Below are 12196 nucleotides of genomic sequence, written 5' to 3'. Positions count from 1 at the left end.
CGGAGGCCTGCACTACCTGCACCATCTCACCGCTGCCACCATCCCGCGCCCCGCGCCGAAGCGGCGGCGCGCGTCTCCATTGCCGGCGCGCATGTTTTCCTGAAGCTCCATGTGCGATGACCCGGCAACAGGCAACATGTCATCCATCCGATCAGCCGACGTTGTGCAAAGGCAAGTCCGGGCGCTGCCCTGGATCGTTGCCGCATTGTGATACAACTGCCGCCGGCCCGGCCCGGACCAGAAGAATGGCTCAACATTTGATCGCCGCAAACAGGACTGTGGCGCAAGCCTTTAAGATAGGGCAGCTTTTAATGCCTTCCGGGTTCCAGCGGAGTCCGTTAGTATCGGCATGCTTTCGCTGGCGGTGTGCCGGCTTACGAACCCAAACAAGAATGAGGATTTCTTGACGACAGCCTCCCCCAAGACCAGCCTTGCCGCATTAACCCTTGCCGCCATCGGCATCGTCTATGGCGATATCGGCACCAGTCCCCTCTACACCATGAAAGAGGTGTTCGACGAGCATCACGGCATCGCATTGAATCAGGCGAATATCCTCGGCGTGGTGTCGCTCATCCTGTGGGGCCTGATCATCGTCATTTCCCTCAAATACGTCACCCTGGTGCTGCGCGCCGACAACCGCGGCGAAGGCGGAATCATGGCGCTGACCGCGCTGGCGCTGTCGTCCGTGACGCAGCGTTCGCGCGTGCATTATCCGGTGATGCTGCTCGGCATGATCGGCGCCGGCCTGTTCTTCGGCGACGGCGTCATCACGCCGGCGATCTCCGTGCTGTCGGCCATTGAAGGGTTGGAGGTCGCGACGCCTGCGCTCAAGCCCTATGTGATTCCGCTGACGCTTGCCGTGCTGGTCGGCCTGTACGCGCTGCAGAGCAGGGGAACCGCCGGCATCGGCCGCTGGTTCGGCCCGATCGTGCTGATCTGGTTTCTTACGCTCGCCACCATGGGCGTGATCAACATTGTCCGCAATCCGGCCATCCTCGCAGCCTTCAATCCGCTGCATGCGTTTCGTTTCATGGCCGCCAACGGCTGGTTCGCCTTTGTCGCGCTGGGTGCGATCGTGCTCGCGCTGACCGGCGCCGAAGCCCTGTATGCGGACATGGGCCACTTCGGCCGCAAGCCGGTCCGGCTGGCCTGGTTTTCCGTGGTCTTTCCTGCGCTGGCGCTGAACTACCTGGGGCAGGGCGCGCTGCTGCTGTCCAATCCCGGCGCGGCGTCGAATCCGTTTTTCCAGCAGCTCGGGCCGTGGAGCATCTATCCGCTGGTGGTGCTGTCGACCATGGCCACCGTCATTGCTTCGCAGGCCACCATCTCGGGCGCCTTCTCCGTCACCCAGCAGGCGATTGCGCTCGGCTTCCTGCCGCGCATGCGCATCGTCTATACCTCGGAAAGCGAGATCGGCCAGATCTATATCCCGGTGGTCAACTGGCTGCAGCTGACCGCGGTGGTGCTGGCGGTGGTCGGCTTCGGTTCCTCGTCCAACCTGGCATCCGCCTACGGCATCGCGGCCACCGCCACCATGCTGATCACCACGCTGCTGACCTTTTTCGTGGTGCGGCATGGCTGGAAATTCCCGCTGCCCGTGATTCTCGCTTCCACCGCCTTCTTCCTTGCCATCGACATCAGCCTGTTCTCCTCGACCAGCCTGAAGATCGTCAGCGGCGGCTGGTTCCCGCTCGCCATCAGCGCATTCATGGTGACGCTGATGCTGACCTGGAAGAAAGGCCGCGAACTGGTGTTCGACAATATCCGGCGGCACCTGATACCGCTCGACGATTTCCTGACCTCGCTGTTCATCGCGCCGCCGCACCGCGTCGACGGCACCGCCATCTATTTCCGCATGGAGGGGGACGGCGTGCCGCATGCCCTGCTGCACAACCTGCTGCACAACAAGGTGCTGCATGAACGGGTGATTTTCCTGACCGTGCATGCCACCGACATACCGCGGGTGCCCGAGCAGGAACGCATTCGCATCGTGCCGCTCGGCCATGAGTGCTACCAGGCCAATGTGTATTACGGATTCAAGGATGAGCGCGACATTCCCCACGCCCTGCATCTGTGCGCCGAGGCCGGCCTGGAGATCGAACCGATGGAGACTTCCTTCTTCATCGCGCGGCATACGATTCTCGCCACCGTCAACGGCGGCATGGCGCTATGGCGCGAATCGCTGTATGTGGCCATGGCGCGCAATGCCCGCGACGCCGCCGACTTCTTCAAGATCCCGCCCAATCGCGTGATCGAGCTGGGAACCCAGGTAGAGATTTGAGGTTGGGAGCGGGTTGCAGGTCAGCGTAGGGTGCCCGGGTTTGCCCGAAGGGTTCGACCAGAAGCGCGCAGCGCGCCTTGCACTGCATCCTTTCCGGTTCGAACGCGACCCTGCACTGACCTGCAATCCGCTCTAAGCCATCGCCTCGGCCACCAGGCAATTTCTGCCTTTCGCCTTCGCCTCATACAAGGCCTTGTCCGCCCGTTGCAGCAGGGTCTGCAGGCTATCGTCCCCGCGCGAGATCGCCAGTCCGATGCTAAGCGTGACCGGCGTCGGCGCGTTCAGCTGCTCGGATGACAGATTCTGCGTCAGCAGCCGGTTCGCCGCCGAGAATGCGCCCTCGAGCGTCGTTTCCGGAAGCAGCACGGCGAATTCGTCGCCGCCCAGGCGCGCAAGGTAATCGATGGAGCGGAGCGTGCCGGTGGAAGCGCTGACGAAGCGCAGCAGGGTGGCGTCTCCCGCGGCATGTCCGCAGGCGTCGTTGAGCGCCTTGAAATTGTCGAGGTCGATCAGCAGCAGGGCCAGCGATTGACCGGAGCGCTTCGACCTGTCGAGCTCGCGGCGCCCGATGTCGAAGAAGGCGCGGCGCGACCAGGCGTCGGTCAGGAAATCATGGTTTGCCGCGTCTTCAGCCACGGCAACGATGGTGCAGTGGGCCAGCAGCAAGCCGCCGAGCGTCAGTACCGGCAGCATGAAGGCGCCCGCCGACAATATCACCACATTCCAGCCGGCCGGTTCCAGCAGCGAAGCCGGGGCATTGCCGTCGAGGAGTTGCGCGGCCATGCGGAAAAGATGACCCGCCGCGATGATCAGGCACATGCAGATGACGAACAGCAGCGGGTAGCGCGAGGATGGCCAGGTGCGCCATGTCGAGGCGACGGTCAAGCCGATCGCCATGGCTATGCCGGCCTGCGAGACCGAGACGACGAGAGTGCGCAAGGCAAAGGAATCGACGACGTAATGGAACAGCGCGATGGCGAGCGTCACCGCAAGCACCAGGCCGAATATCAGGGGCGGGCGAATGGTGCGCCGGGTCAGGCGCCGGTAGCCGGCCAGGGTGGCCGCGCTGGCTGAAACATAGGCGGCATTGGCCACTTCATAAGCGAACAGCGGCGGCAGTTCCTTGCCGAACGCATACAGGATATAGGCCGCCATGCCAAAGACGTTGCCGAGCAGCAGTTCGCGCACGCCGCCGACCCGGCTTTCATTGACCGAATAGACGACCAGGAACATCACGAAGCAGAGCAGCGCGGCGATCAGAAAGGCTGCTTTTGTATCAAGCATCTGAAGACTGGGAGGATTTCTTAATGGAAAGATATTAAGCGACAAGCAGGGTCGCCGAATCCCATATTCATGGGGGCTCGTCGTTTTTACTGCGTTCTTCGCCGCTGCTGCCCGTACCGCAGGCCAGATATGGCGACATGTGCCAACGGGAAGACTGGAAGGCGGGAAGAGGCCGCAGGGCGTTGGTGATGCCAAAACGTCAAGGAACCGGAGGAGGCTGGCCACCCACTCATCGAGAACCTTTCAATCATCGCAGACGCATGTCCAGTCAACCCGCAGCCATAATCCGCACCGCCGGTGCGGAATTTCCCGAAACCTGGGTCATGCCAGGCCACAAGACATGGGCAAGCCACGCTAGGCATGTTGCCCATCTGGCGCAGCCCCAGCCCGGCGTATCGCTCAACGGCACGGAGTTATGCGTGCCGGCCAATGTGTACCATCCGGGCATTGGCCTGTCTTCACGCTTCCTTGTCGACGCGCTTTGCGCTCTCAAACCCGGCATTGAGGGAGCAGTGCTGGACCTGGGCTGCGGCAGCGGATTTGTCGGCTTGTCGCTTCATCAGCCCGGCATGAAGCTGGTGCTTGCCGACATCTCTCCGGCGGCGGTGGCCAGCACTTCGGAAAACCTGAGACGCCTGGGGCTGGCGGCGGAAGTGATGCAAAGCGATCTCTTCCGGGAACTGCGCGGACGACGCTTCGATGCCATCATCTTCAATCCGCCGCTGCTGGACAAGCGGGTGGAGCACACGGCGGAAGTCGCGCTCTGCGATCCCGACGGGCGTCTGCTTTCGCGGTTTCTCGACGAAGCCCATCATCATCTTGCCGCGCAGGGAAAATTATTTTTCACGGCGTCAAACCTGATGAACCGGGGTGCCTTGCTGGGCGGCCTGAGCAAATACCGCTACCACATCATCGCCTCCGCACACGACGGGCAGTCGGAGGTGTCGCGCTGGGTGATTTGCGCGACCCCGGCATAGGTCAGGCCCTGCGGCGGCACTCAGGCGCCAAGCACCGTCACCACGACACGGCGCCGCTGAGGCCCGGTACGATGCTCCCATAGATAGATACCTTGCCAGGTCCCGAGCAGCAGGCTGCCGGACCCCACCGGAATGGTAAGGCTGGTATCGGTCAGCACACTGCGCGCATGCGCCGCCATGTCGTCCGGCCCTTCGAGATCGTGCCGGTAAGACGGATCGCCGTCGGGCGCAATGCGCGCGATAACGGTCTCGAGGTCGCGCCGCACATCCGGGTCGGCATTTTCGGTAATCGTCAGCGAGCAGCTGGTGTGCTGCACGAAGACATGGGCGAGTCCGCACTGGACGCCCGCGTCGTTGACCACCTTGGCGACGGCACTGGTGATATCGCGGGTGCCGCGTCCGGAAACCGAAAACTCGAGAATGGATTGATGGGTCATGTTTTGCATCCTTGCACGCTTTTCACGGTAGACGATGTTCCCGGATAAGTGCGTGCGATGCAAGAACGCGTTGGCCCATGAAATCTCCGCCACCCCCTTCCGTCGCGATTTGTCGCTTGACCTTCCCGCGATGGGAAGGTCCATACTTTGTCGAAGCCTGGTTCTCGACGCTCATTTCCATGCTCGCCCTTTGCCTATGGCCAGTTCACACTTCATATGGTGCGAACGTATCTCGCGAACGACTGTGAGCAGGTCCTGACTCGTCGAGTACTTGCATTCGGCCATGTCAGGCGCCATGGAAACCGAGCCATGCAGAAAAATATCCAGGCGAACCTACCAGGAGAAATGAATGAACAGGCAAGCAACGAGGAAAACATGGTCCGCAATCGCGGTGTCGCTGGCTGTCGCACTTGCCGCATCTGGCGTGCCTGTAGCCTATGCCCACACCGGCGAATCTCACAAGGAGCACGGCCCTGCCGCGAGTGCATCGACGGGCTCGACGGCGGAACATGCGTTCGGAAGACAGGGCGATCCGAAAAAGGCGGTGAGAACCATTGCCATCGACATGAATGACAACATGCGCTTCGGTCCGGCAGAAGTCGTGGTCCGGGAAAACGAAACCGTCAGATTCGCCGTGACGAACAAGGGCAAGCTGATGCATGAAATGGTCATTGGCACCCTCGCCGAACTGAAGGCGCATGGCGACATGATGAAGAAGCATTCCGGCATGCAGCATGATGCACCTTACATGTCGCATGTCGGCCCCGGAAAGAAGGAGAGCATGGTGTGGCAGTTCACCAGGGCGGGCGAGTTTTACTATGCATGCCTGGTTCCGGGCCACTTCGAAGCAGGCATGATCGGGAAAATCACGGTAACCAAAGGATGATCCTGAACGAGCGCTCTCCGGCAAGTCCAACGTTCATTGCAGTCCTCGTTCATTTTCCCCGCTTGCATGCGGCATGATCTCGCTTTATCCGCCTTCAGCGAATTTCCAACCGGCCCCGCAACTGCCTCTGGAACAGCGAACATCGAGACTCCTAAATTCCTGGCTTGCTGGACTTCTTATCGCAACCGGTATCGAAACTCCGGCAGCGATTTAAAACATGACGCATGGCCTGCTTATGCAATGGCAATCTTTCCGCATTGCCGCGGCGCATGCATCTGTCGCACATGCGGCATATGGCCAACGGGGATTTATTACCGGTAGCATTTACATTCCCGATTGCCGCTGTTTTGGCACCTGAAAATGTTATTTGCGATTGCAGCATATTCCCGCCATATATTCACCAAGGACGTTGTTTCAACAAACATTATTTCATTGTGCGATGCGGCATGAAATCTGCTAAAGAGTCCTGGTAATCTTTTTTGGAGGTTTTATGTTTAATGATGGAAATGATTGGGAAATACTTGAACTCTGGCCCGAGTGCCCGCCGATTCTCGAGGAACTGCCTCATGGGTTGATTCAGGATGAAGTGTGAAGAGTCGATAGACATGGTTGCATGCTCAAGCCATAGATGAGCGTGTGTATGAAACTTCGGACCTGCGTGAAACGGTGAGGCCGCCTATAGCGAAGCTACGCTTCGCCGAATCACGCAAGTTCTTTTGCAGCCCGGAGCGACCGGCTTTCGCGCCATCGCTCTTCGCCGGTGTGGCCTGCCGCACGGCGCTCCTCCCGCCGTGCCCTGCATCACAGGGCACGCCGATTCTTCCCTGCACTTACCTGCAATCCTCTCTCAAGCACAATCCAGTGCGCCCCTTCCTGTAATTCCCTCCCGGTGGATTGCGAATTTTGCAATCTGCGAGGCCGGGGCTGCGCGGCCTGCGGCAAACTCAAGCTGACAAAGTAATTAAATTGATTTAAGGTACAAGCAAACAGAAATATTCAATTCCTGTGCCGGCTTCGGCATAGCGCAAGTCATCGTCCTGCAAGCGAATGTTTGCATGAATCTACCGGGAGGCGGGGGATGGGTGTATCAGGCGGCAAGATACTGATTGTTGACGATGTTGCGGATAATCTTCGCTTGCTCCAGCACATGCTGAAGGAAGGCGGATACACCTCTTATCCGGCCAACAGCGGCAGCATGGCGCTGCGCTTTCTCCAGACCACATTGCCCGACGTGATCCTGATGGATGCGATGATGCCGGACATGGACGGTTATGAAGTCTGCCGTCGCTTGCGCACCGACCCGCGCACGCATGACATACCGGTCATCTTCGTCAGTGCGGCGGACCATGTGCTCGACAAGGTCAAGGCGTTTTCCTGCGGCGCGGTCGACTACGTGGTCAAGCCTTTCCAGCAGGAGGAAGTGCTGGCGCGCATCAAGACCCATCTGTCGCTGCGCGACCTGCAAAAGCGGCTTGAGCAGCGGGTCACCGAACGGACTGCCGAGCTGTCCGCCATCAATGCCGCCCTGTCCCGCGAGATCGCGGAACGCATACGCACCGAAAAGGCCCTCTCCAATACCAGGCAGGATTACAAGTCGCTGGTGGATTCCATCGACGGCATCTTCTGGGAACTTGAGCTGCCGTCATTCCGGCTGACCTACGTCAGCCAGCAGGTTGAATCCATGCTCGGGTTTCCGCAGAGCGTCTGGCTGCAGTCGGACAGTTTCTGGATCGAGCGCCTGCATCCCGACGACAGGGAAAGGGTGCTCGGCTACTACAGGAGCGAAGCCGGGCAGGGACTCAACCACGATCTCGAATACAAGATGGTGGATGCCGGCGGGCGCACGGTGTGGCTCAGGAATATCGTCAAGGTCATCGTGGAAAACGGCTTGCCGGTAAAGATGCGCGGCGTGATGGTTGATATCACGCAGAAGAAGACGGCCGAAGAGCAGCTTCACTTCATCGCGCATTATGATGCGCTGACGGGGCTGCCCAATCGGGCGCTGCTGCGCGAACAGGCCGAGCAGGCGATCGAACGGGCGCGCCGCGACGGCGGCAAGGTGGCGCTGCTCGTCATCGACCTCGACTACTTCAAGAATATCAACGACTCTCTCGGCCATCAGACCGGCGATGCCCTGCTCAGGGAAGCCGGTATGCGGCTGGAAGCAGGCTTCGGAACGACAGGCAGGCTTGCACGCCTCGGCGGAGACGAATTCGTCCTGCTCCTGCCCGGGTTGCATGATGTTCAGAAGGCCGCGGCTGCCGCAAGACTGGTACTGGACCAGCTGCGAGTGCCCTATCTGATCGATGGCCATGAACTGCATTCCGGCGGCAGTATCGGCATCAGCGTGTACCCGGACGACGGGAATGATGTCGACGCATTGCTGCGCGCGGCCGATACCGCGATGTACAGCGCCAAGGAAAAGGGAAGGAATACCTACCGGTTTTATACGGCATCGCTCAGGATCGCGGCCGAGAAAAGGCTGGCGCTCGAAAGCGGGCTGCGCCAGGCATTGGCGCGCAAGGAATTTCTTCTGTACTACCAGCCCAAGGTCGACCTGAACACCGGCCGCATTTTTGCCGCCGAGGCCTTGCTGCGGTGGAGCAAATCGGATGGCGCGATCGTCTCCTGCGGAGAATTCGTCGATATTGCCGAGGAAAGCGGATTGATCCTTCCCATCGGCGAATGGGCGCTGCGGACCGCCTGTCAGCAATTGAAACGCTGGCATGACACTGAATTTCCTGAACTTCAGGTGTCGGTCAATCTGTCGGCGCGCCAGTTCTATCAAGCCGGATTCCAGGATGTTGTCGCCGGTATTCTGAAGGAAACAGGCTTGCCGCCGGCAGTGCTTGAACTGGAGATTACCGAGAGCATGCTGATGCAGCCCGGGGAAGAGAATCTGCAAACGCTGGCCCAGCTCAAGGCAATGGGCGTACAGCTGTCGGTGGACGATTTCGGCGTCGGCTATTCCAGTCTGGCATACCTGCGGCGCTTCCCGGTCAGCGTCTTGAAGATCGACCGCTCATTCGTCAATGGCGTCGGTGAAAACCATAATGATGCGGAAATCGTCTCCGCCATTATCGCGATGGCGCGCAGCCTGCGCCTGAAGGTGGTGGCCGAGGACGTCGAGCATGCGCACCAGGCCGCCTTCCTGAAGGAGCAGGGCTGTGATGCGGCGCAGGGCTTCTACTACAGCAAGCCGGTGCCGGCGGAAGACTTTGCTGCGATGCTGCGGCTGCAGGATGCCGCCTGTCAGGTCGGATGAACGCCGCTGCGTGCGGCCGGATTATGCGGCTGCGCCCCGGGCATGATAGGTCTGCGAAAACAATGCGCGTACCCATGACCACGGATGGCCGGGGGTCGTGCCGAGACGGGTCTGTTTCCATTCGTCGTGCCTCTCCCGCCAGAGCCGCGGCGGCGCAAGCGCATCGCAGACCGGCTCGAAGCGGGAATCGAGGCGCGCCGCAATCCAGTACACGTTGACGGCCTTGTATCGGTCGAACGGACCGCTGAAATCCTTGACGCCCGCCTGCGCCCGCTTGCGGTCGAAAGCTACGGTGCTGCGTACGAATTCTTCATGGGTGCGCTCGCCGAGCGCATACGGCTTGAGCCATTCGAGCGCAAGCGCGATCCTGCCCTGCGTTTCCGGAGCGCCGTACCAGTCCTCGCCATGGGCCGCGGCCATCGACGCTGCCATGAGCATCGGCTCCAGTGTATAGACCACGTAATGCAGCGCATCGCGTTCTTCGAAATCAAGTGTGCCGCCATCCGGACGGATATTGCGCAGCACATGCCGCATGAAGGCGCTCCTGGTCTTCGCGACAAGCGCGGAATCGCCGCTGGCGAATGCGCCCGCGGCGGCGATCTTGATGCGATGGCTGTGCCAGTTGTTGCTTTCCGTGTTGTGGTCGCCGACGAGCACCTTGTCGGCCAGATAGCCGATGGCCAGCCTCGCCGAAAACTCGCGCACGCGCTCGACCATGGCAGCCGGCAGCAGCTCCTGCAACAGGTCGAAGCCGAACAGCAGGCTCGGCAACTGGGTTTCATCGATCGGATTGAACGAGGGAGAATAGGAAGCCATCCACGCGTTCAGATTGGCGATTGCGCGCTCCGCATGCGCCGCCTCTCCCGTCAGGCGATAGGCAAGTGCCTGCATGCGTATTTCGCGCCAGTCGTTCTGCGCCCAGATGCTGACCGTGCGCAAGCCCTCGCCGGGAAGCAGACCTGCCGTACGCACCAGCGGTATCGGCCGCGCTTCACGGTCCAGCGTCAGGCGTGCCGCCTCGACAGCCGGCGCAGCCACGTCGGCCGGAACCAGCCGCGCAAGCTGCCCGGCACGCTCGGACGACGTCAGCGCATAGCTGTTTGCGGAGGTGTGCGCGCCGGGCAGCATGCCGCAGCCCAGCGGCAAGCTGCCCAGCGCGCATAGCAGCGCGCGCCGCAAGGGAAGCGAAGGACCATGCCTCTGGCGGTTTTCCATCATTGACCTCGACTTGGAGCGTTTATCAAAATGCCGCTTGCCACGTTGCACCTCGTTGCCGTCCCTCTGTACTGGTTTCGTCGGCGCGCCTTGCCCTTGTCGTTTTGACAGACGCGCTTAGAACTCATGACGGATGCCAAAGCCCCCGCCGCGGGTATCCGATCCGGGAACGCGCGCCGCACGGGAGGAGACAACGGGATCGCCGTCGAAGTCGTAGCGTGCCGCCGCCTCGTTGTTGATGCGGCTGTAGTAGGCCTGCAGCATTGTGCGCTTGCTCAGGATGTACTGATACAGCAGCGACAGCTGGCGAGCGCCCGTGAACGGACTGTTGGCGGCAGCGCACTGTTCTGCGGTGGCCGCTCCGTTGCAGCGCATATCGCCGGCGGTGGCATAGTGGATGATGAAATCGTGGACGCCCGCGGTGTGCTTGGCCGACACCGACCATGACTTGCGGGCGATGCTTCCCGCACCCGCCGCTGCGCCCGTGCCGAATTCGCCGCGCGATTCCATCCTGTCCCATGCGACACCGAATGTCGTCGTGCCCAGCGTATAGCGCGCGGCGACGCGATGTCCGAAATCCTCGGATTCGCCGCGAGCCAGCACGCGCTGCGCATTGCGCGACTCATAAGCATAGCCCGCATAGAGCGGGCCGTTGACATAGCTGAGTCCGGCACCGTAGGCGTAATTGTTCTGCCCCTCCGGCCTGTTTTCGCCGGGAGCCCAGATCAGTGCGCCGGCCAGGCCGTTCATGCTCGGTGTGTCATAGCGAATGCTGTTCTGCATGCGGCTGTTCAGACCGGTGGCCTGTCCGTTCATGGTGGCCATGATGCCGATATTGTTCGCAATCGATGTGCTGCCCGGCACGAAATTCATGCGGCTGCCCATGCCTCGCATCGGCGATGTCATGAAGCCCAGTTTCACTCTCCCGAAATCGCCTTGCAGGCCCACATAGGAATCCCGGTTGTTGATGCGCCCCGAGCCGTTATCGACATCGAATCCGCCTTCGATCTGGAAAAACGCCTTGTTGCCGCTGCCCAGATCCTCCGTGCCCTGGAAGCCAAGCAAGGAACTGTTCGATACGAAGCGCGCCGTACGGGAAACGGTAGACGAACGTACCGACTCGAGCACCGCGGAAGCCAGCCCATATGCATTGACTTCCGTCTGCGCATGGCACTCGGTCATGGCCAGCACCATGGTGGCAGCCATGCAGATTTTTCGTGTCATCGCTCCGCCTCCCTGCAGTGGGTTGACTTCAATAAAAGTCCGTCTGACAACCGCCGCACGGCGCGTATCCAGCCCAGGCGGCAGGCTCCGGCTGGCTAACAGGCTCCGGCTGGCTAACAGGCTCCGGGAAAAATTCGTGTCGCGGATGATGCGACGGTCTGCAATCATTTAATAATTTATTTATTAACAATAAATTATTAATAAATAAATTATTAAATGAATAACGGTGTCGGTCTATGATCGACAGGTATTTTGAATGCGCGTCAAGATGCCGTTCGCCGCGTTGCCTTGCCTCCGCATTTAGTGAAACGCTCCACGATTTATTTAATTGTGTTTGCGCTCTTGGCTATTCCCTAAAGCAATTCGTCTTGATAGCATAGCTTTAATAACCGCGGATTTGAAGTGCCCGACAGGAACTTTATCGATGTGGCGAATGAAAAAACACAAAGGGGAGGTATGAGGACGACAGCGTGCGAGACGTCATGTAAGCGGCCTTGTCTCTCCGGACGAAAATGTCTGGGCTAGCGGCAGTGCGAAGCCTCCGCTGGGAAGGTTCGGGCCTGGCGCCACCTGCAGAGGCGCTCGCGTGCCGCGCCGCGCACGCGCTGCATGCCGCCCGGCAGAATC

Annotated in this window: 8 protein-coding genes; 4 read left to right on the top strand and 4 right to left on the bottom strand. The window is 60.5% G+C overall.

Annotated elements, in window-relative coordinates; all coding sequences use genetic code 11:
- Positions 1-403: 403 nt before the first annotated feature.
- Positions 404-2281, top strand: a complete 1878-nt coding sequence (locus tag FH061_RS11165; RefSeq protein ID WP_225984604.1) for a potassium transporter Kup — start codon at positions 404-406, stop codon at positions 2279-2281.
- A gap of 132 nt (positions 2282-2413) precedes the next feature.
- Here the strand turns inward: FH061_RS11165 and FH061_RS11160 are convergent, their stop codons facing one another.
- The gene (locus FH061_RS11160) at positions 2414-3565 is read right to left on the bottom strand and encodes a GGDEF domain-containing protein (protein WP_151635906.1); all 1152 of its coding nucleotides are present in this window, start codon (positions 3563-3565) and stop codon (positions 2414-2416) included.
- Between the two features lie 260 nt (positions 3566-3825).
- Between FH061_RS11160 and FH061_RS11155 the strand changes: the two genes are divergently transcribed.
- Positions 3826-4542 carry a methyltransferase gene (locus tag FH061_RS11155; RefSeq protein ID WP_151635905.1) on the top strand — a complete coding sequence of 239 codons (717 nt, stop codon included), beginning with the start codon at positions 3826-3828 and terminating at the stop codon, positions 4540-4542.
- 20 nt (positions 4543-4562) lie between these two features.
- On the opposite strand, the gene FH061_RS11150 is transcribed toward FH061_RS11155, so the two are convergent.
- Positions 4563-4979 (bottom strand): secondary thiamine-phosphate synthase enzyme YjbQ, encoded by a 417-nt coding sequence (locus FH061_RS11150; protein WP_151635904.1) that lies wholly within the window; start codon positions 4977-4979, stop codon positions 4563-4565.
- Between the two features lie 349 nt (positions 4980-5328).
- On the opposite strand from FH061_RS11150, the gene FH061_RS11145 reads away from it, so the two are divergent.
- Both FH061_RS11145 and FH061_RS11140 read left to right on the top strand, forming a co-directional pair.
- On the top strand, positions 5329-5865 hold the full coding sequence (locus FH061_RS11145; RefSeq protein WP_151635903.1) for a cupredoxin domain-containing protein: 537 nt from the start codon (positions 5329-5331) through the stop codon (positions 5863-5865).
- 1078 nt (positions 5866-6943) lie between these two features.
- Complete coding sequence (locus FH061_RS11140) at positions 6944-9130, top strand: two-component system response regulator (RefSeq protein ID WP_151635902.1); 2187 nt, start codon at positions 6944-6946, stop codon at positions 9128-9130.
- A gap of 21 nt (positions 9131-9151) precedes the next feature.
- Here FH061_RS11140 and FH061_RS11135 read toward each other — a convergent pair whose 3' ends face one another.
- Positions 9152-10348, bottom strand: coding sequence for an alginate lyase family protein (locus FH061_RS11135; protein WP_151635901.1), 1197 nt, complete (start codon positions 10346-10348; stop codon positions 9152-9154).
- A 114-nt stretch (positions 10349-10462) separates the two neighbouring features.
- Positions 10463-11569, bottom strand: coding sequence for a porin (locus FH061_RS11130; protein ID WP_192805011.1), 1107 nt, complete (start codon positions 11567-11569; stop codon positions 10463-10465).
- Positions 11570-12196 lie beyond the last annotated feature (627 nt).

This window comes from Noviherbaspirillum aerium (assembly GCF_008929045.1).
Taxonomy (GTDB): domain Bacteria; phylum Pseudomonadota; class Gammaproteobacteria; order Burkholderiales; family Burkholderiaceae_D; genus Noviherbaspirillum; species Noviherbaspirillum aerium.
Note: the sequence above shows the minus strand (reverse complement) of the source record. Positions and strands in the feature narration are given on the sequence as shown.

Excerpts from the sequence above, each read along its gene's own strand:
- FH061_RS11160 (WP_151635906.1), bottom strand. The coding sequence starts at position 3,565 with ATGCTTGATACAAAAGCAGCCTTTCTGATCGCCGCGCTGCTCTGCTTC.
- FH061_RS11135 (WP_151635901.1), bottom strand. The coding sequence starts at position 10,348 with ATGATGGAAAACCGCCAGAGGCATGGTCCTTCGCTTCCCTTGCGGCGC.
- FH061_RS11130 (WP_192805011.1), bottom strand. The coding sequence starts at position 11,569 with ATGACACGAAAAATCTGCATGGCTGCCACCATGGTGCTGGCCATGACC.
- FH061_RS11140 (WP_151635902.1), top strand. The coding sequence starts at position 6,944 with ATGGGTGTATCAGGCGGCAAGATACTGATTGTTGACGATGTTGCGGAT.
- FH061_RS11145 (WP_151635903.1), top strand. The coding sequence starts at position 5,329 with ATGAACAGGCAAGCAACGAGGAAAACATGGTCCGCAATCGCGGTGTCG.
- FH061_RS11155 (WP_151635905.1), top strand. The coding sequence starts at position 3,826 with ATGTCCAGTCAACCCGCAGCCATAATCCGCACCGCCGGTGCGGAATTT.
- FH061_RS11150 (WP_151635904.1), bottom strand. The coding sequence starts at position 4,979 with ATGACCCATCAATCCATTCTCGAGTTTTCGGTTTCCGGACGCGGCACC.